The organism is Spirillospora sp. NPDC048823 (genome assembly GCF_043198445.1).
Taxonomy (GTDB): Bacteria; Actinomycetota; Actinomycetes; order Streptosporangiales; family Streptosporangiaceae; genus Spirillospora.
This window is the reverse complement of the sequence record NZ_JBICUT010000015.1, coordinates 189,488-211,332: the sequence shown is the minus strand read 5'-3', so window position 1 is coordinate 211,332 and position 21,845 is coordinate 189,488. Positions and strand designations below refer to the sequence as shown.

Sequence of the window (21,845 nt, the reverse complement as noted above, 5' to 3'; positions counted from 1 at the left end):
GGGCGGCGGAACGCCCGCAACCCCGCCGCCGGTGCGCCGCGAGCGACGCGCCGAACGGCTAGGCTCAAGTCGGTTTCCCGGCGCATCCAGAGAAGACGGAGTCCATGAGCGATCTTCCGCTGCGTTCGCAGCTGGCCGTCGCGCTCGGTCGTACGGCCGCCAAGATGTCCCGCATGGCGGGCCGCGGGGACGGCTCGGTGATCGGTGGACGGGTCGGCCTCCGCCTCGACCCCGAACTGCTGACCAGACTCGCCAAGGACCGCAAGCTCGTCCTCGTCAGCGCCACCAACGGCAAGACGACGACGACCCGGCTGATCACCTCGGCGATGACGCCGCTGGGAGAGATCGCCACCAACGCGTTCGGCGCGAACATGCCCACCGGCCACGTGTCGGCCCTCGCCTCGGCGCCCACCGCCCGGTACGGCGTCCTCGAATGTGACGAGAAATACGTCCCGATGGTGCTGGCCGAGACGGGCGCGAACGTCGTCGCGCTGATGAACCTCAGCCGCGACCAGATGGACCGTGCCGCCGAGATCTGGCTGCTGGCCGGCAAGTGGCGCCGCGCCCTGGAGGCGTCCCCGCAGAGCCACGTCATCGCCAACTGCGACGACCCGCTCGTCACCTGGGGCGCGTCCAGCGCCAAGAGCGTCACGTGGGTCGCCGCGGGCCAGCACTGGCGCGAGGACTCCTGGTGCTGCCCCGAATGCGGCGGCCCCCTCGACCGCGAGGACACCGACGAGGACAGCGACTGGCGGTGCCGCCAGTGCACCTTCGCCCGCCCCCGTCCCGACTGGACGCTGAAGGGCGACACGGTCACCGCCCCGGACGGCCGGACGTTCTCACTGACGGGCCTGTCCCTGCCCGGCCGCGCGAACCGCTCGAACGCCCTGGTCGCGCTCGCCGTCACCGCCCAGTTCGGCGTCCCGCCCGAGCAGGCGCTCCCGCTGCTGTCGCAGGTCACCTCCGTCGCCGGCCGCTACACCACGGTCGAGCACGAGGGCCGGCAGATCCGGCTGCTGCTGTCGAAGAACCCCGCCGGCTGGCTGGAGGCGTTCGACGTCCTGCAGCCCAAGCCCGGCCCCGTCGCGCTGTCGATCAACGCGCAGGGCCCGGACGGCCGCGACACGTCGTGGCTGTGGGACGTCGACTACCGCATCCTGCAGGGCCGTCCCGTGTGGGTCACCGGCGAACGCCGCATCGACCTCGCCGCCCGCCTGGAGGCCGCCGAGGTGTCCTTCACCGTCGTGGACGACATCGACGAGGCGGTCATGGCCGTCCCGCCCGGACACCTGGACGTGATCTCCAACTACACCGCCTTCCAGAACATCCGAACGAGGTACGGCCGTGTCGTCTGACCGCAAAGCAGAGAACCGGATCAAGATCGTCTGGATCTACCCGGACCTCCTCAGCACCTACGGCGACCAGGGCAACACGATCGTCCTGCAGCGCCGCGCCGCCCTGCGCGGCATCCCGACCGAGACCGTGAACCTCCGCTCGGACGAGCCCGTCCCCGCCGACGGCGACATCTACCTGCTCGGCGGCGGCGAGGACCGTCCGCAGATCCTCGCGGCGCAGCGCCTCGCGGGCGACGGCGGCCTCGCCCGCGCGGTCGAGTCCGGTGCCGTCGTGTTCGGCGTCTGCGCGGGCTACCAGATCCTCGGCCGGGAGTTCGGCGGCGAGGAGGGGCAGCTCCTCCCCGGCCTCGGCCTCCTCGACATCCGCTCCGGGCGCGGCGAGCAGCGTGCCGTCGGCGAGATCGTCGGCGACGTCGCGGGCGAGCTGAACGTCCCCCGCATCACCGGTTTCGAGAACCACCAGGGCGTCACCCACCTCGGCCCGGACGCGCAGCCGTTCGCGCAGGTCGTGCACGGCGTTGGCAACGGCGACGGCTTCGAGGGCGCCTATAGCGGCCGCGTCCTCGGGACGTACATGCACGGCCCGGCCCTCGTCCGGAACCCGGGCCTCGCCGACCTCCTGCTCCGCTGGGCCACCGGCACGGAACTGCAGCCGCTCGACGACTCCTGGGCGGGCCGCCTCCGCGACGAACGCCTCAAGGCCGTCGCGGGCTGATCCGCCGCAGCCGGCTCGTGGTGGCCGGTTCGTGGTGGCCGGCTCGTGGTGGCCGGCTTGTCGTAGCCGACGCGCAGGACCGGTCGCCGGGGATTCGTCCTCGGCGACCGTTTTCTTTGGGTCTGGCCGTCCGGCCGTGCCGGTGCCACCGTAACGGCCATGATCTGCTGCCGGCCCAGCCGCCGAGACGTCATGCGCTGGAGCGCCATCGTCGCGAGCGCCTCCCTCGTGCCCGCCCTCGACGGGACGTCCGCCCGCGCGGCCGACGACGTCCGGCCGGTGAACCTGGAACTGGTCACCGTCACCGAGACGACGGCCGTCCTCACCTGGTACACCGGCATTCCCGGCACGGACGACGGCCTGGGCCGCATGAAACCCGCCCCGTCCGACGCCGAGGTGGTCTACGGGACGCACCCGTCCCGCCTGACGTCCACGGCCCACGGCCTCTCGGGCACCCCGTACCACTACGTGGAACTGACCGGCCTGGAACCGGGCCGGACGTACTACTACAAAGCCTTTTCCAGAGGCCGAGCGGCCACCCCCACGTTCCTCGCCTTCGGCCAATCGGCAGGCACTCCCCACGGCGACGTCTTCGCTTTCACGACCCCGCAGCCGCCCCCGGGCCGCCACCTTTTCTCAGTCGCCCTATGCAACGACCTCCACCTTGGGGAAACGGTCGCCGGACTGGTCGGCCAGCTCCCCTGGATCGAAGGCATCGAGCAACTTCCGGGCCACCCGCCCTACCCCGAAGTCATGGCGAAGGCCCTGATCGCCGACGCCCGAGCCCGAGGCGTGCACTACCTCCTGGCCGCGGGTGACGTGACAAGCGAAGCGGCACCCGCCGACCTGCAGAGCGCCAAGAACATCCTCGACACATTCGGCACCCTGGGGACCGACTATCTGGTGGCCCGGGGCAACCACGACCGAGCCCACTCCGGCGATCCCTACGCCTCCTGCACCCCGGGCGAGCACCAGGGGAACGACTGCTTCAAGGACGCCTTCTCCACGTCCGACGAGACGTACTTCACCCGCGACCTCAACGGCCTCCGCGTCATCGGCCTCGACACCTACGACAAGCCCGGAAACGGCGGCGATGCAGGCGGGCTGTCCGCCTCCCAGCAGGCATGGTTCGAGGCCGAACTCAAGAAGGACCCGGACCGTCCCACCCTCGTCTTCGGCCACCACCCCCTCTTCGTGGAGAACGACCCGCTCGCCATAACCGGAACCCGCTCCCTGGACGCGGGCCAATCCCTGAACATCCTCACGGCCTACAACCGAGCGCCCGGAGTCTTCCTCCACCACGCGGGCCACACCCACCGCAACCAACGCTCGGTATTTCCCTTGGCGCCGCGCGTCGTCCAGCAGGAAATAGGCGCCGTCAAGGAGTACCCGGGCGGCTTCACCCTTCTCCGCGTCCACACCGGCGGCTACGCCCTGAACTTCTACAAGACGCGCAGCGATGAAGCCCGCGCGTGGAGCGAACGCAGCCGCCAGGAACTGGCCGGTCAATGGCCCCAACTCTCCCTGGGCAACCGCCACGCGGACCGCAACACCGTCGTCCCGCGAGACCTCTCCGGCCTTTCGCCCCTGAGCTAGCCCCGGACATCAGGCGCCCTCACATCGGCGTGCTGCTTGGAGTGCACCCGCCGGGAAAGCGGCCATCATCTGACCCCTTTCGTTCGTAGCGTGGGCGGCCCAGGCAACGTCACAAGCAAGGGGGCACCACGATGACCATCGTCGTCACCACTCCGACCGGACACGTCGGGTCCCGCGTGGTCCGGTTGCTGCTGCAGGCCGGCGTCCGGCCGAGGGTGCTGGTCCGCGACCCGGCACGGCTGGACGAGGCGACCCGCGAGCGCGTCGACGTGCGGCGCGGTGATCTGACCGATGCCGCGTTCGTCCGCGAGGCGACGTCGGGCTCGCGGACGGTGTTCTGGGTCGATCCGACTCCGCACACGGCCGAGGACCCGATCGAGACCTCGGAACGGACGGCCTCCGGCATCGTCGAGGCGGCCCGCGCCGGCGACGTTGCGCGGGTCGTCCTGCTGAGCAGCGTCGGCGCCGAGAAGCGCGGCGGCGTCGGCCACATCGACGCACTGGCCCGGATCGAGGAGCGTCTCGACGCCACCGGCGCCGACACGCTCCACCTGCGCTGCGGCTACTTCTTCACCAACCTGCTGATGGATCTGGACGGCCTGGCCGGCGGTGTGCTGACCACGTCGGCCCGGCCCGACATGCCCATGCCGTGGGTCGATCCGCGCGACATCGGCGACATCGTGGCCGCGCGGCTGCTGAACGACGAGTGGAAAGGCCGTGTGGTGCAGGCCGTTCACGGGCCCGAGGACCTCACCTATGAGCGGATCGCGGAGATCCTCACCGGGGCGCTGGACCGGCCGATCCGGCTCGAAACCGTCAGCGACGACGACGTCCGTACCGCACTCCTGTCGGCCGGTATGCCTTCCAGCGCCGTGGAGGGCATCGTCGGCATGACCGCCGGAACACGCGACCTGACCCCCGAGCAACCGCGCGACCTGCTGACCACGACCCCCACTCCACTCACAGCCTGGGCTTACGCCCACCTGCGCCCGCTCCTCAGAGGCTGACCGGCTCCACGCTCCGCCACCCTGCCCTCACCGGTCAGGTGTTCCCGCAGCGCCGTCTACGGTGGGGCGGATGAAAATGGGGATCGATGAGATCGAGGGGTGGCTGCGCGACCGGCTGCCGGGGTTGGCGGAGGAGCACGGGGTGCCGGGGGTCGCGGTCGCCGTCGACACCGGGGGGCGGGTGGTCGAGGCGGCCGCGGGGGTCCTGAGCACGGCGACACGCGTGGAGGCGACGGTCGACTCGGTGTTCCAGATCGGGTCGGTCACCAAGGTGCTGACGGCGACGCTGGTGATGGGGCTCGTCACGGAGGGGCTGGTGGAGCTCGACGCCCCGGTGGACGGCTACGTTCCCGGGTTCCGGAAGGCGACCGTCCGGCAGCTGCTCTGCCACACGGCCGGGTTCGAGGGGGACGTCTTCACCGACACCGGCAAGGGCGACGACTGCCTGGAGAGGTACGTGGAGCTGCTGGCCGACGTGCCGCAGATCTTCGAGCCCGGGGAGATGTTCTCCTACAACAACGCGGGTTACAGCGTGCTCGGGCGGATCGTCGAGGTCGTGCGGGGCGAGCCGTTCGACCGGTGCATGCGGGACCACCTGTTCACGCCCCTGGGTATGACGCACGCGGCGAGTGATCCGTACGAGGCGATCCTGCATCGCGCGGCGGTGGGGCACCTCAACGGGACGCCCGCTCCGGTCTGGGCGATGGCGCGCTCGAACGCCCCCGCCGGGTCGATGCTCGCCATGACCCCGCGCGACCTGCTGGCCTTCGCCCGCGCGCATCTCGCCGACGAGGGGCTGCGGGCCATGCGGGAGCCGCAGGTCGTCCTGCCCGACATCGGCTGGGGGACGGCCTGGGGCCTGGGCTGGGAGCTCTACGACCTCCCGGGCGGCCCGGTGTTCGGCCACAACGGCAACACCATCGGGCAGTCGGCCGTCCTGCGGGTCGACCCCGGCCGCGACGTGTCCGTGGCGGTCTTCACCAACGGCGGCGACCGCAAGCCGCTGATGAAGGAGATCCTCGGCAGGGTCGTCGAGTCGCCCGCCGAGCCCGTCCCGGACCCCGCGGCGCGTCCGGACGCCCGGCGCTGCGAGGGCGTCTATCTGTCGAGCACGAGCGAGACCACCGTGAGCGGGGACGAACGCGGACGGCTGTGGCTCGATCAGGTCCCCCTGGGCCTCGCGGTCGAGGCCGGCGACGAGCCGTACCGGACGGAGCTGCTCGGCTGGCGCGGCGACTCCCTGCTGCCCGCGGAGCCCGGCCGCGGCCCCGTCGCGTTTCTGGGAGACGACGGCGAGGGTCGTGCGCGCTACCTGCACACCGGCCGTGCCGACGTCCGCGCGGCCGGACGAATCGACGCCTGAACGTTCGAGTTCCCAGCATCACCCTCCTAAGCCAGTGGAGGACGCGTCGGGAACGACCTCTGGACCTGCTGCGGGATGCGGGTCCCGGGAGGTGCCGGGTGGTCCAGGTGCCGTCCGGCCGGCGGGCGGACGGGACGCGGCGGCGCGTGATCTGGACGCGCGGACGGGCGAGGGCGGCCTGCAGTTGCCGGGCCAGGTCGGCGGCCGTCCTGGCTTCGATCAGTCGGTCGGGGAGCAGGGCCCACAAGGATCCGCTGAACTCGCCGTGCCAGATGCACAGGCCGGGGAAGGCGCGGCGCAGTTCGTCGAGTGCCCGGTCGATGTCGAGGTCCCGTTCCAGGGGAGACGCCGGCGACGTGCGGGCGGAGCCGTGCCGGGTGCCGGGGTGGTGGATGTTCACGGCGGCTACCAGGTGGCGGGGTACATGCGGTGCTTGAGGAGCCCGTCGATCTGGTCGGCGGCGTACTTGGTGTCGCCGCACGGCGCGAGGTACCCGTGCCTGCCGCGTCCGGCCCGGTGGTAGGCCCAGGCGCCGCCGATGACGGCTCGGGCGGTGACGGCGACGCGGACGTGGTCGGCCGGGCTGAAGGCGAACACCCACAGCACCGGCGAACGGGTGGGCAGGTCGTCGGCCTGGTAGAGCTTGACGCACTTGTAGCCCTTGGCCTGGACGGCGACGGCGAGCAGGTCCAGGTAGCGGATCGCGGTGGCGCGTCCGTGCCGGGTGCGCCCCCGCAGCAGGCAGCGCCGGGTCCACGCGGTCAGCGGGCGCAGCGAGCCCATGTGATCTTCCCTCCTTCGTTGAGCAGGCGGACGCCCCAGTCGTGGACGAGCCGGGCCATGAGAAGAAGGCCGCGCCCGCCGATGGCGTCGTGGTCCTCGGACCCGACGACGGGCAACTCCGGCCCCTCGTCGTAGACCTCGATGAGGGTGAGGGGCTCGTGCGGGTCGGGCAGGATCTGGACGACGATCTGCCCGAACCCCACGTGCCGGTAGCTGTTGGTGACCAGTTCGGTGACCACGAGACGGCCGATGTAGTCGTCGGCGTGCCCGAGCTCGGCGAACCGCTCGGTCAGGTACCGGCGCGCCCGCGCGGGCGCCCGCTCGGTCGGCTCCAGAACAAGCGCCGGCGCCTCGGGCACGAGCAGTACTGCTGGCATCGGTGAACTCCCTGCCTGAATGGCGGCTGATCTCGAGCGGGCTCTTCGCCTCAAACCGGAAGATCCCGCCAGATATCACTCTGTGTTGTCGAACGAACACCATTCAGCCACGAGGGGTCTTAGAATTCAGGAGAGTGCCGAAGTACCCACATCTTCGTAGCGGCCGCTAGTGCGCTACTAGCTTCAAAGGGGAGAGCAGCCATGTCACTGCCTGGTAGCGCCCGTCCTAAAATCGACCCCGAGCTGGCGGGCTTCGGGACCGTGGTGAAGCGGTACCGCGAGGCAACCGGCCTGATGCAGGGCCAACTGGCGGACCTCGTCAACGTCGCGCGGTCCTATATCAGCCACGTGGAATGTGGCCGGACGAAGTGCCGCCGGGACTTCGCCGAACGCGTCGACACCACGCTCAATGCCGGAGGCGAGATCGTCGAGGCGTGGGACGACCTCCTGGAGAAGATCAGGCAGGTCAGGTACCCGACCCACTTCGTCGCGTTCCCGAAGGCGGAGGCGTCCGCCGACCAGCTACGGGTGTACGAGACGCATCTTGTCTATGGCCTGTTTCAGTCAGAGGCGTATGCTCGTGTCCTGTTGGTCGATGATGACGCGATAGCCACCAGAATGAGACGTCAGGACCTTCTGTCCAGAAGCCCGCGACCACTGATCAGCGTGGTCCTGGAAGAGAGCATCTTTTATCGACAGGTCGGCTCGAAGAAGATCATGCGGGAGCAGCTTGAGTTCCTGATCGAACTGTCCCGGCAGGAAGGAATGTTCGTGCAGGTGGCCAAGACCGCCCACTATCGAGGGGCACGTGCATCCTTCACAATTGCGACCCAGGCAGACCGAAGTGAGATCGCTTACGTCGTTAAGGCGACAGGAGGTGAAGTAACCCGCGATCCATCAGAGCTGGCAAGGATGAGCGCGGTGATGCACACGTTGAACGCGCAAGCGCTCAACACGGAGGATTCTAGGTCCTTTATCAGAAAGGTGGTTGAGGAGAGATGGAGCTGAGCAGCTCGGCCTGGCGCAAGGCGTCCAAGAGCCACGAAGACGGAGACCAGTGTGTCGAGATCGCGCATGGTCCTAACGCCATTTTCGTCCGCGATAGCAAGGACCCGGAAGGTTCCAAGCTCATCATAAGTCGTGACGACTTTCGGCGCTTTGCTGAGACCCTCAAGGATCTCTAAGTAGAGACTATCTCTGTATACACGGTAAACTGATTGACCGGAGGCGGACCCGGGCCGGGGTAATGTTCTTCACTTTGCTGCGGTGGCCTTATGCTCCGACAGCCAGCGCCGCGCGTAGTCGCCGACGTCCCGCAAGAACCGATCCAGTTCGGGACCGTCGAGATTTGCCGCATGGAAGAGGTCCAGAAGAACCGCCAGGACGGCGATCGATATTGCTTCCTCATCGGCGCCGTATGGTTCACGGTCCTTAAGGTCCTTGTCGCCAAGAACGCCGCGAATCAGTCCCTCGGTCACACGTGGATTCACGCGTGGTACGCGCTCTCCGAGCCTGGTCCGCAGGTCTGTGACGTAGCGGATGATGTCAGGGACGGTGTAGGCCGGTGAGAACTTTTGCAGGACCGCCACGCTGAATGCCGCAGTGAACAACACGCTACCGGTGGGAGTCGTACTCCCCGTCTCGGGGATGAACAGGGGACTAGTGACTTCGTCGCCATCGGCCAGAAATGCGCGAAGCCCGGCGACATCATCATCGGTCACGACAACGCCCGAAAAGTCCATTAGGAATGCATTTCCTCTGCATTACTTCGGGCTGTTGCCAGAAAGCTCTCTAGTTCAGCCGGGCTAAGTCCGGCGTCACTTATGAGGCCCGCCAGCAGAAAGGACTGAAGCCTAAAACCGTCATCGCCGCTGATGCCTGACCTGGCCTCGGGAGGTAGCTTCTCGATCGCGATCTTGATCATGATTTCGCTGGCGTTGGGATCGAGTTTGTCTCCCTGGTCGTCGATCCACATTCGCACGGACGTGACAAAATCTATGATCTCGGCGTCGTCAGCGGGGATGCCGTCCTTGAGGAAACGCCGCCTGGCCGCCTCAAAGAAGGCCCCTCCGACCAGGGACACATAGCCGACATTGGCTGCCTCGGGGTCTAGTTGGTTGAGAAGTCGCCGATGCTTCTCCGAGTCTCCCTTAAGCTGGGCACGCAGCGCCGCCACCTGATCATCGGTCACGATCATCGTTTCTCCTTAGGAAGCCGGTGATTAAAGCCTGAGCTCCGCGCCCTGCGCTGTATAGCAGCATAGCAGCTGATATGACACCTACCAGGCTACTAGGGATCTGTGTCGGATTGTCCACAGCCTTCATGGTGGGCGCGATATCTTTGGTCCCCGTTGGGAAATCTGATGGCGATCGAGGGCCGTCTAAGGGGCCTTGTAGATCGTCATTGATCTTATTGGCGGTTTTTAGAGCGTCCTCGACATCATTACTCATTCCCCGCATTGCCCTTTTGGACGGCGAATCTCTCTCGGGGGCCGGTTCCCGCAAGTCTTGGTTTTCGTTGACTGGAGCGAGTTCGCCACGGTCGGCTGTCCAAACCCCGGCTCCTACCGGGTCGAGGTCGGCGCGGGTCGGTAGGTGGGCGAAGGGGTCTCTGGTCTCCTCCGGGGACGGTGGCTCGGCTGGGTCTTCGGCGGCCTCTTGGGCTTCGCGGCCGCGGTCGTTCCCGTCGTCGCCGGGTTCGTCGGTGGTTCGGTCGGGTCGTTCATCGCCGGGGGTGCCTTGGGCCTCCACCGGCTCCGGCGCTGTGTGCTCCTGGCCGTCCGCGAGCGGGTCGGGTGCCTCGGTGGTCTCGCGTTCAGGCCGGATCGGCGGCTCGACGTCGGGCGTCTCAGTTTCCGGTTCGGCTTCTCGTCCGGCTTCGGGGCCCGTCCGTTCGTCGCCGATGTGTTCGCCGGCCTCGGCTGGTGGTTGCGCATCCGCGACTTCGGACGTCGCAGTTTCGGCGGGTCGCTCGACGTCCTCGGCCCCGTCCATGTCAGGCGGCCGATCCTCGCGCGGCACGGTGCCGTCCTGGCCACCGGGCGGCTTCTCTCCGGCTGCTGCTGTGGGCTCGTCCGTGTTCTGCTCGCGGTCTTCGTCTTCTGCCGGGCCGGTGCCGCCGGGTTGCGTCCCGGCCGCGTCCCGCTGCTCGCCCTCGGGTGCCCCGGTTTCCTCGTCCTCGGAGCTCGGCACATCATCGCGAGCGACCGTCCGGGAGTCGGCGCGAGGCGTCTCGGACGTTCCGGTGTCGTTGTCCCTTTCCGCGTGGGAACCGGGTGCGGTGGCCGGTGCTTCAGCCCGTTCCGTGCTGTTCTCACCGCGCAACCGGGTCTGTCTGGCGATGGCGGCCCGTATTGAGTCCGCACGGGGTGTTCCGACGCGGTTCGGGTCGTTGCTCTGCTCGGCCTGGGGGCTGCGAGTGGCAGGCGGTGTCTCGCGCCTGTCGTCCGTTTCGGCCTCGGGCGGTCTTTGTGCGGCGGCGCGGCTTTCCAGTCGGGACGGCTGGCCAGGGGAACCGGGGTTGTCAGGTCGAAGTGTCGGCGGCCGGTCGGACGGCTTGGGCGGGTCGTCTTTCTCCACCTTGGTCTCGGTCCCGGTGGGGTGCTCGGCGCCCACGCTTCAGCCCTTCCGCAGAAACCCAACTACGGGCATTACGCCCATTTGCATGCTTGGCCGGATGTTTCCGGTGACGTGCGGGGCCGACGTCCGGTCACATCGTTCGTCCATGTAAGCGCGAATGCCAGGGAATTGCACCCTTCGTTGATCATGGAGCCTGGATGTCTGTTTCGATAATGTTGCGGGCTCTCCCCAGATTCCATGCCTTCGTCTGTGCTGCGGCTCCGCCACCGTCAACCGGGCAGGCAGTTCGTTCGGCAACCCCGGACACGCAACCTGCGCATCCAGGGCCGGCCGTGGCACCCTGCCGTCAGGTGCGCCCTCTGCTCGGCCCCCCACGCCGGATCGCACATCGTGATCCTCGCGAACTGGTCATGGCGACGGACATCCGCTGCCCGCCCATGGGCATGATGCGCCCGGCCGGCCGCCTGAAAGCCCTCCGCGAACGTCCCGACGTGGCCGTCACCATCAACACCGACACCCAGCCGCCGGAGGTTCTCCTCCTGCGCGGCCGGATCTCGATCACCGAGGTGGACGGCATGGTTCCCGAACAGGCCCGGTCGGCATCATCAGCCCCTGGCGAAGCCGGGAACGCGTCGAGCCGGACGGGGCTCAGCCGTCGTAGGGAACGTGCGGTGTCCAGGCGGAAACTGCGCCACTGGACGATGGATTGAGGCGCGTCGCCCTACCGGCGGGTCCACTGACAGCTCAGCTCAGGGCCTATCCGCGCGCCCTCTTACTCCGCTGCCGTAGGACGAAGATCAGCAGCATCACGGCCATCGAGACCGCGAGTCCGGCAAGGAGCGTGACGTACTGGAGTGTGTCGAAGAGCTGTCCCTGGCCTTGCTCCCGGCTGGGTGCCACGGCCACCTCGATGTCGTTGCCGTCGGCCTCGCACAGCACGGTGTACCGGCCGGGTGGCTGCGGGTCCGAGGTCTCATAAGCGGGGTACCACTTCGTCCCCTGAAAGGTGACTTCCTGCGAGGTGTTGCCGTAGGTCAGCCGGACCGGTTCGCCATCCGCGTCGTGCACCGAGCAGCGAACGCTGACGCCCACTTTCCATCCCTTGCCGAAGAGGACCGTCAAGCCCTCCTCGGCCAGTTCGACGTCAGCGCGCTCGCCTGTGCGAAACGCCTCCACCGGCTCGGGGGCGGCACTGGCCATCGCGCCGACCGTGACAGACGCGGCGATGCCGATGATCAGTGGCAGCAACCCGGCCAGGTACCACGGGGCCGATGGCCGCGGTTTGTCCGGCCGACTGGGAATCGTCTGCATGCGATCCCATCGATGGATCGTCGGGGTGGGGGGCAGGGCGACAGTTGCAGCTCGGCGGTCCCCTGCCGTCGGACGACCCGGACGCGGGCCGGGCCGAAGCACCGTACCGCGGTCACCAGGTCGGCTAGGGCGATTTTTCCGGGCCGGTATCTCTCCACCGGGACCGGTTCATGGTCTTGTGCCGACGCGTCATGGCTGCCTTCCCTTGATCCTGTCTCGCGTCGCCTGGCACCGGTGCGAACTTTTCGCCAAGGCCCTACACGATGCGGGTCCGCCTCGTGGGGCGGTGCGGGCCCGTGCCGGCCTCACCGCGTTGCCCACGTTGTGGGATGCCTGGCGGCCCTTCACCACGCTCGTCACCAGCGTCCCGGACCTCGACCCGCACAACGGCGGCCTTCCGGACGGGTTCGCGTTCGTGGGGCCGGTGTTCGAGCCGCCCCGGGAGCCGCGGTGGACGTCGCCGTGAGCTCCCGGCGACCACCGTCCGCTCGTGGTCGCGAGCTTCTCCACGGGGCAGGCATGGGGCCAGAGCGGCCGCATCCGGCGGACCGGGGACGCCGTCCCGATGGTCTGCCTGCCCAACCTGGCGGCCGACCAGCCCGCGCTGGCCCACCGGGTCGCCGAACTCGGCGCCGGGATCGTCCTCGACGGCGCCCCCGCGACACCGTCCGACATCGCGGGGGCGGTCCGCACCGTGCTCGGCGACACCGCCTACCGCGACAACGCCCGCCGCCTCGCCGAGGTGATCAAGGCCGCCCCCGGGGCGGAGGGAATCGCGTCGCGGCTCACGGGCCTCCTGGCCGCGAGGTGACGCAGCGCGAGAAAGGCGTCGGTCGCGCGTCGAGCCGGACGGGGCTCAGCCGTCGTAGGGGACGTGCGGTGTCCAGGCGGCGGCGGGCCTGCTGACGGCCTGCCACATCGCGTCCGCGATCGGAGCCGGTGAGAACGGCCCCTCCTTGTCCAGCAGGCCGTTGATCTGGACCGCCACGGCGCGGATGCCGTCTGGTGCGAGGGTCGCGTCGAGGCTGGTGACGAGGTTCCGCACGGCCGCCTTCTGGACGCCCAGCGACGCGGCGCCATGCCACGGCGTGTCCGCCGCGGCGGACCCGGTGACCAGCAGGCGGGCGCCGGTCGGCATGAACGGCCGAGCCGCCTGGACGGCGGGGAGCAGGGCACCGGCCCCGAGAGCGACGTCCTCAAGCAGTTCGGGCACGCTGAGGTGCAGCGGATCCTTCTCGCGCCACACGCTCGGGTTGAAATGCAGGACGTCGATCCGGCCGTGGCGTTCGCCGATCCCGCGGATCACGCCGGTGACGTCCTCGGAATCGGTCAGGTCCACGCCCACGCCTTCCGCGCCGTGGCCCTCGTCGAGGAGGGGCGCGGCCAGCGATTCGGCCTGTTCGGCCGTTCGCGCGGCCAGCACCGCGAAATAGCCCTCGACGGCGAAGCGGCGGGCGACACCGAGTCCCAGACCGGGACCGGCGCCAAGGACGACGCAGACGGGCGTGGTCATACCGAGAACCCTCCTCAACCGGCGATCCGGCCCGTGAAACGGTACCCGAGAGAGTCTGGCCGGTGAGGGGCGCAGGGCGGGGACGCCTGGCCGGACTCGTCCGGATCGGCCCCGGCCGCAGGGCTTTAAACGGCGCCGCGCGGAAGGGTTACCTTGGATCGATCAAAAATTTGCCCCAATTTGAACGCTTTCGCCGCCAAAAGCATGTTCTGTCCGACCATTCTCCGCATAGCGTGGCGGAATGCCGAACGTCATCGCACATCAGCGCGTCATCGACTGCGCCACCAGGCTGTTCGGGGAGCTCGGCTACGACGGAACTTCCCTGCAGCTCATCGCCGACTCTCTGGGCGTTAGTATTTCGACGATCGTCGAGGTCGCCGGGGACAAACGCGCGCTCTACATGGAGGTCATGCGCCAGGCCTTCGAAGCGGAGCGGGGGATGCTGGACGCGGCCGTGTCGCGCGCCGGCCCCGGGCAGGCGGCCGTCCACGAGATCGCGGACGCCTACCTGGACTTCCATGTGGCGAACCCGCGGAACCGTGCGCTGTGGACACAGCGCTCGGTCGCCGACGCCGCCGACATCTCCGAGCTCGAGGACCGCTACGTGCGGCCCCTCTTCCAGCTCGTCGCCCGCAGGATCAGGGACCTGGTGCCCCCGGACGTCGACACCTACTGCCTGCTCGGCACCATGGTCTGGTGCGTGCACGGCTTCCTGGGCTCGGGGCTGTTCAACCGCACCCGGGGGATGAGAATGGCCGACGACCCGGCGGCCGTCGAAGCCTTCCGCGCGCACCTGCACGTACTGATGGAGCGGCTGCTCGCCCCCCAGGCTCCGCCCCCGCTCGAGCCCGCCATGGTCAACGCCTCGGTGTAACCCCGCACACCGCTGCCGAAGACCGGTCGCCTACGACGGCGAAGACACGGATTGTCGTTCGGTTCCGGCCGGGACGACATCGGTCGGTGGCGTACCGGCGGGAGGGGTGTTCCGATCCGGTCTGGCCGGTTGCACCGGCTTCGTCGTTGAGGTGCCGGGAGGCGGGGCGGCGGAGGGGAAAAGCCAGGTCGCCTTCGGCTCGATGAGCCCGCGGGTGACCTTGGTGACGGGCGGCGTGCACAGGAGGGTGGCCACCACGGCGGCGCCGGCGGCGCTGATGAGCATCCCGGGAATGGTCTGCATGAAAGCGGTCTCGTGCAGACCGAAGTGGACGATCGTCATCGTGCCGAAGCCGTGCAGCAGGTAGGCGTACATGGTCTTGGCGCCGAATGCCGTGAACCAGGTCCGCCGGCGGGGGACGAGAGTCAGCACCGCGACGGCGAGGGCCGTGGCGAGCAGCAGCACGCCGATGTGGATGAGCACTCCCGGGAACAGTCCGACGTCCAGCCATGCGTAGCCCCTGTCCCAGTAGGTCCAGTACTCGGGGACGTACCGCCCGCCGGTGTAGTAGAAGGTGATCCCACCGGCCAGTACCAGGACGCCGACGGCGGCCGATGCGGGTTTCTTCAGGAACTGGAAGTGCTTCCGCTCCGAACATACTCCCAGAACAAAGAATGGGAGCAGGGAGAAAACGCGGCGGAGCGTGAGTTCGTGGGGCATTGCGTGGGTGTAGGAGAGGATGCTGAGCGCCACGGCGATCGCCAGGGGCCACCGGACGTTCCGCCAGAACGGAACGGTCAGGCGCCAGATCATCACCGACATGAGAAACCACATCAGATAGGTCGGCAGAAAGAACTGCATTTTGAATTCGGCTACACCGGTATGCCACGCGTACAGGGAGTAGAGCGTTTCAAAGACCACGTACGGCAGGGCGATCCGCGTGATCAGGCCGCGCACCTTCTCGTCGGTGAGGACGAAGTTGCGCGCCAGGTGGCCGGTCACGATGATCAGCAAAGGCATCCGGAAGGTCTGCAGCAGCAGTACCGCCGGGTGTGTCGCATTGGTCGGCGGAAGCAGGGTCACCGTGTGCCCGATGACGACCAGGACCACCGCGAGGAACCGGGCGTTATCAAAAAAGGGATCCCGGGTCTTCTGGTTCTCCGCGATCTCGGGTGACCTCACGAACATCGACATAGTCTGCCACGGGACTGCAAATGGATCGTCCCGGGGCTGCGGTGGAGCCGGAGTTTTCCACACCCGCATTTATTGTGGCGGCCGTCACACGGATCACGGCTTCGGAGGGCATGGTCGGGTCCCCGCCGACTCAGGTCAGGATGTGGCCGCTAAGGCCCCTAGCGTGATGGTCGTCCGACCGAGAACGAACCGACCGAAGGTGGAGACCAATGATCGCCGACGACCCGATCACCGGGGTGCCCGTCACCGGCGAACGCGCCGACCTGCTGGCGATGCTGGCCAAGCACCGCCATTTTCTGCGCTTCACCGTCCGCGACCTCACCGACGAGCAGGCCGGGCTGCGGCCGACGGCCAGTGAGCTGTGCCTGGGCGGCCTCATCAAGCACGTCGCCTCGGTCGAGCGGAGTTGGGCGAACTTCATCGTGGACGGCCCGTCCGCGATGGGGAACTTCGACGACATGACCGAGGAGGACTTCGCCCGGCGCGCCGACGAGTTCCGGATGCTGCCCGGCGAGACGGTGACCGGCGTGCTGGACGCCTACGCCGAGGTCGCCCGCCGCACCGACGAACTGGTCGCCGCCCTGCCCGATCTGGACGCGACCCAGCCGCTGCCGAAGGCGCCGTGGTTCGAGGACACGGACTGGTCGGCCCGCCGGGCGCTCCTGCACATCATCGCCGAGACGGCCCAGCACGCCGGGCACGCCGACATCATCCGGGAGTCCCTGGACGGCGCCAAGAGCATGGGCTGACCGGAGAGAGGCCGCGCCCCGGCGGCTCCGCCGCGCCCGCATGGTGGTGGGCGGCCCGGCCGGCGGGGTCGGCGGTCGCCGACCCGGCCGGGGTCAGCGGGAGGCGGGCTGCTCCTCCTCCTGCTTCTTGCGTTTGCGGAGGGAACCGGGCTTGGCCTTCTCCTCCGGGTGGGCGCGGACGCGGACCAGGCTGGCGACGGTCGTGACGACCAGGATCAGCAGGATGACGACCAGCGAGAGCGTCGTCGGGATCTCGGGGATCGTGTCGGAGACGTCCTCGTGCAGGAACTGCAGGATCAGCTTGACGCCGATGAAGATGAGGATCGCCGAGAGGCCGATCGTCAGGTAGACCAGGCGTTCCAGCAGCCCCTCGATGAGGAAGTAGAGGGCGCGCAGGCCGAGGAGGGCGAACGCGTTGGCGGCGAAGACGAGGAACGCGCTCTGGGTGATGCCGTACACGGCGGGGATGGAGTCCAGGGCGAACAGGAGGTCGGTGCTGCCGATGGCGACGAACACCAGCAGCAGGGGTGTCGCGACGCGCTTGCCGTTCTCGTGGGCGAGCATCCGGCCGCCGTGGTAGTCGTCGCTCAGCGGGAACAGCTTGCGGGCGCGGCGGACGAGGAACGTGTCCTCGACGTCGGGTTCCTCGTTGCGGTGCCGGATGAGCTGGATCGCCGTCCAGATCAGCACCAGGCCGAAGATCAGGAAGGTGAAGGAGAACAGGCTGATCGCCGCGCCGCCGATCGCGATGAGGATGGCGCGCAGGACCAGCGCGGCCGCGATGCCGAACAGCAGCGTCTTCTGCTGATACTCGTCGGGGACCTCGAACCGCGCCATGATGATCACGAACACGAAGAGGTTGTCGACCGACAGGCTCTTCTCGACGATGTAGCCGGAGTAGTACTCCGTGCCCGCGGTGGACCCGGCGAAGGCCCAGACGGCCAGGCCGAACAGCAGCGCGACGGCGATGTAGAAGATCGACCAGAAGGTCGCCTCCTTGATGCCGACCGCGTGCGGGCGCCGGACGGCGGCAACGAGGTCAAGGGCGAAGAGCGCGATGATCAAAGCGATCGTCGCGCCCCACGCCCATGCGGATATTTCGACCATCCGGTGGCTCCAGTCGTACGGGACGTCGGCTCTCCTATATCCGTTCTGAGGCGCTTCTACCGTCGGTTCCCGCGTCCGCCCGCGCCGAGTCACTCAGGTGCATTTGAGTACCTGCGCCGATGTGCGGTGCGTCCCGGGCGGCGAGGCTGCGGGCATGGATACTTCGCGCTGGCGTCCCCTCGCCCTTGCCGCCAAGGCCGCCCTGGCGGTCCTCCTCGCGCTCGCCGTCGTGTTCCCCGAGTGGGACCGGTTCGCGGACAAGGCGATGGGCGCCCGTGTGGCCGCCTATCCGGCCGCCGTCATGGTCGTCACCCTGATCTGGGCGTTGCGCGGGCGGGGGAGGGCGTTCCCGTGGGACCTCGACCTTCTCGTGACGGCGCCGTTCCTCATCGACGTCGCCGGCAACGCCGCCGACCTGTACGACACCGTGACGTGGTTCGACGACGCCTGCCACTTCGGGAACTGGGCGCTGCTCTGCACCGCCGGCGGCCTGGCCCTCCGGCGCTGGGGCGGTGCAGGGCCGTGGACGCTGGCGCTGTGCTGCGCCGGCATGGGCGCCGTCGCCGCGATCCTCTGGGAGTTCTTCGAGTACGGCGTCTTCATCCTCGACACCCCGGAGAGCGTGTCCATCTACCGCGACACCATCGGGGACCTCATGCTCGGCCTCGGCGGCGCCGCCACGGCGGGCCTCGCCCTCGGTGCCGCGTCCGTCCGCAGGACGCCGGTGACATCGGCGGCATCGGCGATGCCGGTGACGTCGGCGGACGAGCGCCCTTCAGTAGACGAGCGCCTGGACGTCGTCCATGGTGATCTCCTCGACGAAGGTGGGCGCCCCGGCGATGCGGATGCCGGGCAGGACGTCGTCGGGTCCGATGTCGCGGCGGGCCGCGCACTGGGTGCAGAGCGTGACGCGCCCGGCGGTGAGGACCACGGTCAGGAGGTCGTCCAGGGGAGTGGCGTGGGGTAGCGAGAATCCGGCGGCCCGCCCCGGCAGGGAGAACCACGCGGACTCGCCGGTCAGCCACAGCGAGACGGGCACGCCGCTCGCCGCCGCGGCGGCGGCCACCGTGAACGCCTGGTTGCAGCGCTCGGGAGCGTCCGCGCCCGCCGTCACCTTGATGACCAGTGGTCTCGCCATAGTCGCACTCTAGTCCCGGCGTCCCGCGTACCATCTCGCGGTATGGGTGGGATGGTGAACGCGGGGATTCTCGTCCTCGCCCTCGGGCTCATGGCGGTCGCCGCCGTCCTCCTGGCGATCCGCCTCGGACGGCTCAAGTAGACGCCGGCGGCGCGCGTCTCAGTCCAGGTAGCCGAGCACGGAGAGCAGGGCGGCGCCGGAGAGACCGCACACGGGACGACGCGGAGGCGCGTGCGCCGCTACGCTCGGTGTCCATGGATCCTGAGCTGCACCCCGACCTTGAGCCGCTGGCGTTCCTCCTCGGCACCTGGGAGGGCGCCGGTGTCGGCGGCTATCCCACGATCGAGTCGTTCAACTTCGGGCAGGAACTGTCCTTCACCCATATCGGGAAGCCGTTCCTCATCTACTCGAGCCGGACCTGGCTGATCGAGGAGGACGGCACGCTCGGGCGCCGGCTGGCCACCGAGACGGGCTACTGGAGGCCGCGTCCCGACAACGGGGTGGAGGTCACGCTGGCGCACCCGACGGGCATCGTCGAGATCTACGTCGGCAACGTCGCGTTCAGCCGGGTGGAGCTGGAGACGGACGTCATCGCCCGCACGGAGTCGGCCAAGGAGGTGACGGCCGGGCACCGCCTCTACGGCATGATCGGCGAGGACCTCGGCTGGGCCTACGACATGGCGGCGGTGGGCCACAAGCTCCAGTCCCACCTGTCGGCCCAGCTCAAGCGGGTCGCCTGACACTCCCCACGGCGAGGGCGGCCCGCCGCGTCCCCCCGGACATGAACGATCCCCGGACCTTCCCGCTTATGGCGGGCGATGGACAGGACGGGTCCATCGGTCCGGGGACCGGGTAACTGCCTGGAATTCGCCGGTCACCGTCGCGACCGGTTGCCACCGCCGGGGGCGGTGGCGCCGAGGCGGAACGGCGACTAGCGGACAGCCACCTCGCGAGCCCTAGAATCGATCATTTCCTGGACCACCTCCTTTCGCGCGTACTCGCACGCTATGCGAGCGCCGCGCGGCGAGGCAAGCGGGATTTCCCGGACCGGGCGCCCTGCCCGGGATCGGAACGCGGGGACGGGTTCTAGACTCGGTACATGGTCGAGTCGTGGCAGGAGGAGTTGCGGGCGAAGGGGTACCGCGTCACCCCCCAGCGCCAGCTGGTCCTTGAGGCGGTCACCAGCCTGGAGCACGGGACCCCCGAGGAGATCTGCACCGAGGTGCAGCGGACCGCCGGCGGCGTGAACATCTCCACCGTGTACCGGACGCTCGAGCTGCTCGAAGAGCTCGGGCTGGTCAAGCACGCGCATCTCGGGCACGGGCCGCCGAACTACCATCTGGCCGCCGAGGCCGAGCACATCCACCTGGTGTGCCGCGGCTGCCACAACGTGGAGGACGTCGACCCCCGCGCGGCGTCGGGTCTGGCGGACGTCCTGGAGCGCGACTTCGGCTTCGAGACCGACGTGCACCACCTCACGGTCTACGGGCGGTGCAAGGACTGCCGCGCGACGTAGCCTGGTCACCATGAAGAGCCCGCTGTTGCAGACGCCCGGAGCCGTCGCCGCCGACGCGCCCGACCAGGAGGTCGCCGCGCACTACGGGGAGCCCTCGCAGGAACAACGCGCCCTGGTGGACGGGACGGCCTTCGTCGACCGGAGCAACCGGGGCGTGGTCAAGGTCTCCGGACCGGACCGGCTGAGCTGGCTGCACAGCCTGCTGAGCCAGCACCTGGACGGGCTGAAGCCGTTCGAGCCGACCGAGGCGCTGCTGCTCGGCCCCAACGGGCACATCGAACATCATCTTTTCGTGGTCGACGACGGCGAGGCCGTCTGGGCCCACGTGGAGCCCGGGGCCGCGGCGCCGCTGGCGGAGTTCCTCGACCGGATGCGGTTCATGCTCCGCGTCGAGGTCGAGGACGTGTCCGACGCCTACGACGTGGTCACCGGCCCCGGTGAACCGGACGGGCTCGCCTGGCCGGACGTCGCCGGCACCGTCACCCGCATCGTCCCTCGCGGCGAGTTCCCGGAGGGGCTCCGCCCGGCGGGGATGTGGGCGTACGAGGCGCTCCGGATCGCCGAGCACCGCCCCAGGTCGGGCGTCGACACCGACCACCGGACGATCCCGCACGAGGCGGGGTACGTGGAGACCGCCGTCCACCTGAACAAGGGCTGCTACCGGGGGCAGGAGACGGTCGCCCGCGTCCACAATCTCGGGCGGCCGCCGCGCCGCCTGGTGTTCCTGCACCTGGACGGCAGCGTCGACCGGCTGCCCGCGCCGGGTGACCCGGTGGAGATCCCGGGCGGCAGGACGATCGGGTTCGTCGGGTCGGCGGCGCGGCATCACGAGCTGGGGCCGGTCGCGCTCGCGCTGGTCAAGCGGAACGTCCCGGTGGACGCGGAGCTGCTCGCGGGCGGCGTCGCGGCGGCGCAGGAGGTCATCGTGTCGCCGGACACCGGGGCGAACGCGCAGATCGAGCTCCGCAGGCGGCCCGCGAAACACGGGTAGATCGCCGACCCCGGGGGCAATATCGTCTGATAGGACGATTTCTAACCGGCCGCCGCCCGGGGAAGGTGGATTCCTGCCGATGGTGCCGAACCTGGGGAAAGAGGAGCCGCCGGCGGCCAGGAAGGGCGCCCGGCGGCTCCCCCGCAGGGAGTCCGCGCTGCTGTGGTGGGCGCTGTTCGCCGCGTTCGCCGGGACGGCCTGGTGGATCCGGTCATGGCGGGTCGCGCTGCTCGGCCTGCTGACGTGGTGCCTGTACGAGTTCCTGCTCGTCCCGACGCTGTGCCGGGTCCTGAAACGGCAGGGGCATCCCTGCACGAAACGCGTCCGGGGCCGGTTGTTCGCCTGCGGCCCCGGCCACCAGCGGCTGAAGAACGACGCGCTGTGGCGGCTCGCCGGGCTGCGCAACCCGTTCCAGAAGAAGGACGAGGAGGCCGGCACCGAGACCGGAGTCGTCGTCCACTCCCCGGACGTGCGCGGCCGCCTCACCCCCGTCGACCGCTCCCTCATCCTCCTCGCCGCCCTCGGCACGACCGCCACACTCGTCGCCATGATCTACGGCTTCCGCTGACGGCCTCCCCGCGCCCTCCCCGCGGCTCCGCGCACCGAGGCCGGAAGTGTCACGTAACCGGCCGCCTGTCTCGTCTCGGAGGTGACAGAACGCTCACCGACTCCGCAGAG

At 69.1% G+C, this 21,845-nt stretch carries 26 protein-coding genes; 16 read left to right on the top strand and 10 right to left on the bottom strand.

Going from position 1 to position 21,845, the window contains the following annotated elements; genetic code table 11:
* The first annotated feature begins 104 nt into the window (after window positions 1-104).
* The 5 genes from ACGFK0_RS29620 to ACGFK0_RS29600 all read left to right on the top strand — a co-directional run bounded on the left by ACGFK0_RS29620 (window position 105) and on the right by ACGFK0_RS29600 (window position 6,036).
* Window positions 105-1,355, top strand: a complete 1,251-nt coding sequence (locus ACGFK0_RS29620) for a MurT ligase domain-containing protein (RefSeq protein ID WP_392910672.1) — start codon at window positions 105-107, stop codon at window positions 1,353-1,355.
* Window positions 1,345-2,070 (top strand): type 1 glutamine amidotransferase, encoded by a 726-nt coding sequence (locus tag ACGFK0_RS29615; RefSeq protein ID WP_392910670.1) that lies wholly within the window; start codon window positions 1,345-1,347, stop codon window positions 2,068-2,070. Before ACGFK0_RS29620 ends, ACGFK0_RS29615 begins: the two co-directional genes overlap by 11 nt.
* Window positions 2,071-2,262: 192 nt before the next feature.
* Entirely contained in the window at window positions 2,263-3,666 is a 1,404-nt protein-coding gene (locus tag ACGFK0_RS29610; protein ID WP_392910668.1) for a fibronectin type III domain-containing protein, read from the top strand.
* Window positions 3,667-3,797: 131 nt separating this feature from the next.
* Window positions 3,798-4,673: an NAD(P)H-binding protein gene (locus tag ACGFK0_RS29605; protein ID WP_392910666.1), complete on the top strand. Its 876-nt coding sequence runs from the start codon at window positions 3,798-3,800 to the stop codon at window positions 4,671-4,673.
* A 70-nt stretch (window positions 4,674-4,743) separates the two neighbouring features.
* A complete protein-coding gene (locus ACGFK0_RS29600) occupies window positions 4,744-6,036 on the top strand; it encodes a serine hydrolase domain-containing protein (RefSeq protein ID WP_392910664.1) in 1,293 nt (430 codons plus the stop codon).
* A gap of 405 nt (window positions 6,037-6,441) precedes the next feature.
* Here ACGFK0_RS29600 and ACGFK0_RS29595 read toward each other — a convergent pair whose 3' ends face one another.
* Together ACGFK0_RS29595 and ACGFK0_RS29590 are read right to left on the bottom strand one after the other, a co-directional pair.
* Window positions 6,442-6,819, bottom strand: coding sequence for a hypothetical protein (locus ACGFK0_RS29595; RefSeq protein ID WP_392910662.1), 378 nt, complete (start codon window positions 6,817-6,819; stop codon window positions 6,442-6,444).
* Window positions 6,798-7,196 (bottom strand): ATP-binding protein, encoded by a 399-nt coding sequence (locus tag ACGFK0_RS29590; protein WP_392910660.1) that lies wholly within the window; start codon window positions 7,194-7,196, stop codon window positions 6,798-6,800. The genes ACGFK0_RS29595 and ACGFK0_RS29590 overlap by 22 nt, the downstream gene beginning before the upstream one ends.
* 201 nt (window positions 7,197-7,397) lie before the next feature.
* Here ACGFK0_RS29590 and ACGFK0_RS29585 point away from each other — a divergent pair, with 201 nt between their 5' ends.
* Together ACGFK0_RS29585 and ACGFK0_RS29580 are read left to right on the top strand one after the other, a co-directional pair.
* Window positions 7,398-8,204 carry a helix-turn-helix domain-containing protein gene (locus ACGFK0_RS29585; protein WP_392910658.1) on the top strand — a complete coding sequence of 269 codons (807 nt, stop codon included), beginning with the start codon at window positions 7,398-7,400 and terminating at the stop codon, window positions 8,202-8,204.
* Complete coding sequence (locus ACGFK0_RS29580) at window positions 8,195-8,380, top strand: DUF397 domain-containing protein (protein ID WP_392910655.1); 186 nt, start codon at window positions 8,195-8,197, stop codon at window positions 8,378-8,380. Before ACGFK0_RS29585 ends, ACGFK0_RS29580 begins: the two co-directional genes overlap by 10 nt.
* A gap of 69 nt (window positions 8,381-8,449) precedes the next feature.
* Here the strand turns inward: ACGFK0_RS29580 and ACGFK0_RS29575 are convergent, their stop codons facing one another.
* Genes ACGFK0_RS29575 through ACGFK0_RS29565 form a run of 3 tightly spaced genes read right to left on the bottom strand, consistent with a single transcriptional unit; the run spans window position 8,450 to window position 10,810 of the window.
* Window positions 8,450-8,917: a hypothetical protein gene (locus tag ACGFK0_RS29575; protein WP_392910653.1), complete on the bottom strand. Its 468-nt coding sequence runs from the start codon at window positions 8,915-8,917 to the stop codon at window positions 8,450-8,452.
* A gap of 20 nt (window positions 8,918-8,937) precedes the next feature.
* Window positions 8,938-9,393, bottom strand: a complete 456-nt coding sequence (locus ACGFK0_RS29570) for a hypothetical protein (protein WP_392910651.1) — start codon at window positions 9,391-9,393, stop codon at window positions 8,938-8,940.
* Window positions 9,377-10,810: a hypothetical protein gene (locus tag ACGFK0_RS29565; protein ID WP_392910649.1), complete on the bottom strand. Its 1,434-nt coding sequence runs from the start codon at window positions 10,808-10,810 to the stop codon at window positions 9,377-9,379. The genes ACGFK0_RS29570 and ACGFK0_RS29565 overlap by 17 nt, the downstream gene beginning before the upstream one ends.
* A gap of 374 nt (window positions 10,811-11,184) precedes the next feature.
* On the opposite strand from ACGFK0_RS29565, the gene ACGFK0_RS29560 reads away from it, so the two are divergent.
* A complete protein-coding gene (locus ACGFK0_RS29560; RefSeq protein ID WP_392910647.1) occupies window positions 11,185-11,484 on the top strand; it encodes a hypothetical protein in 300 nt (99 codons plus the stop codon).
* 46 nt (window positions 11,485-11,530) lie between these two features.
* On the opposite strand, the gene ACGFK0_RS29555 is transcribed toward ACGFK0_RS29560, so the two are convergent.
* The gene (locus tag ACGFK0_RS29555; protein WP_392910644.1) at window positions 11,531-12,085 is read right to left on the bottom strand and encodes a hypothetical protein; all 555 of its coding nucleotides are present in this window, start codon (window positions 12,083-12,085) and stop codon (window positions 11,531-11,533) included.
* A 286-nt stretch (window positions 12,086-12,371) separates the two neighbouring features.
* On the opposite strand from ACGFK0_RS29555, the gene ACGFK0_RS29550 reads away from it, so the two are divergent.
* On the top strand, window positions 12,372-12,551 hold the full coding sequence (locus ACGFK0_RS29550) for a hypothetical protein (protein ID WP_392910642.1): 180 nt from the start codon (window positions 12,372-12,374) through the stop codon (window positions 12,549-12,551).
* Window positions 12,552-12,575: 24 nt separating this feature from the next.
* Window positions 12,576-12,896 carry a glycosyltransferase gene (locus tag ACGFK0_RS29545; protein ID WP_392910640.1) on the top strand — a complete coding sequence of 107 codons (321 nt, stop codon included), beginning with the start codon at window positions 12,576-12,578 and terminating at the stop codon, window positions 12,894-12,896.
* A 45-nt stretch (window positions 12,897-12,941) separates the two neighbouring features.
* Here the strand turns inward: ACGFK0_RS29545 and ACGFK0_RS29540 are convergent, their stop codons facing one another.
* A complete protein-coding gene (locus ACGFK0_RS29540) occupies window positions 12,942-13,598 on the bottom strand; it encodes an SDR family oxidoreductase (RefSeq protein WP_392910637.1) in 657 nt (218 codons plus the stop codon).
* A gap of 241 nt (window positions 13,599-13,839) precedes the next feature.
* On the opposite strand from ACGFK0_RS29540, the gene ACGFK0_RS29535 reads away from it, so the two are divergent.
* A complete protein-coding gene (locus ACGFK0_RS29535; protein ID WP_392910635.1) occupies window positions 13,840-14,472 on the top strand; it encodes a TetR/AcrR family transcriptional regulator in 633 nt (210 codons plus the stop codon).
* A 30-nt stretch (window positions 14,473-14,502) separates the two neighbouring features.
* On the opposite strand, the gene ACGFK0_RS29530 is transcribed toward ACGFK0_RS29535, so the two are convergent.
* Window positions 14,503-15,660, bottom strand: a complete 1,158-nt coding sequence (locus tag ACGFK0_RS29530; RefSeq protein WP_392910633.1) for an acyltransferase family protein — start codon at window positions 15,658-15,660, stop codon at window positions 14,503-14,505.
* Window positions 15,661-15,875: 215 nt separating this feature from the next.
* On the opposite strand from ACGFK0_RS29530, the gene ACGFK0_RS29525 reads away from it, so the two are divergent.
* The gene (locus ACGFK0_RS29525) at window positions 15,876-16,415 is read left to right on the top strand and encodes a DinB family protein (protein ID WP_392910631.1); all 540 of its coding nucleotides are present in this window, start codon (window positions 15,876-15,878) and stop codon (window positions 16,413-16,415) included.
* 93 nt (window positions 16,416-16,508) lie between these two features.
* On the opposite strand, the gene ACGFK0_RS29520 is transcribed toward ACGFK0_RS29525, so the two are convergent.
* Window positions 16,509-17,522: a TerC family protein gene (locus ACGFK0_RS29520; RefSeq protein ID WP_392910629.1), complete on the bottom strand. Its 1,014-nt coding sequence runs from the start codon at window positions 17,520-17,522 to the stop codon at window positions 16,509-16,511.
* A 775-nt stretch (window positions 17,523-18,297) separates the two neighbouring features.
* Window positions 18,298-18,660, bottom strand: a complete 363-nt coding sequence (locus tag ACGFK0_RS29515) for a DsrE family protein (protein ID WP_392910627.1) — start codon at window positions 18,658-18,660, stop codon at window positions 18,298-18,300.
* A gap of 254 nt (window positions 18,661-18,914) precedes the next feature.
* On the opposite strand from ACGFK0_RS29515, the gene ACGFK0_RS29510 reads away from it, so the two are divergent.
* The 4 genes from ACGFK0_RS29510 to ACGFK0_RS29495 all read left to right on the top strand — a co-directional run bounded on the left by ACGFK0_RS29510 (window position 18,915) and on the right by ACGFK0_RS29495 (window position 21,735).
* Window positions 18,915-19,400, top strand: a complete 486-nt coding sequence (locus ACGFK0_RS29510) for an FABP family protein (protein WP_392910624.1) — start codon at window positions 18,915-18,917, stop codon at window positions 19,398-19,400.
* 359 nt (window positions 19,401-19,759) lie between these two features.
* Window positions 19,760-20,176, top strand: a complete 417-nt coding sequence (locus ACGFK0_RS29505) for a Fur family transcriptional regulator (RefSeq protein ID WP_392910622.1) — start codon at window positions 19,760-19,762, stop codon at window positions 20,174-20,176.
* A 10-nt stretch (window positions 20,177-20,186) separates the two neighbouring features.
* Window positions 20,187-21,167: a YgfZ/GcvT domain-containing protein gene (locus ACGFK0_RS29500; protein WP_392910619.1), complete on the top strand. Its 981-nt coding sequence runs from the start codon at window positions 20,187-20,189 to the stop codon at window positions 21,165-21,167.
* Window positions 21,168-21,246: 79 nt separating this feature from the next.
* Window positions 21,247-21,735: a hypothetical protein gene (locus tag ACGFK0_RS29495; protein ID WP_392910617.1), complete on the top strand. Its 489-nt coding sequence runs from the start codon at window positions 21,247-21,249 to the stop codon at window positions 21,733-21,735.
* Window positions 21,736-21,845 lie beyond the last annotated feature (110 nt).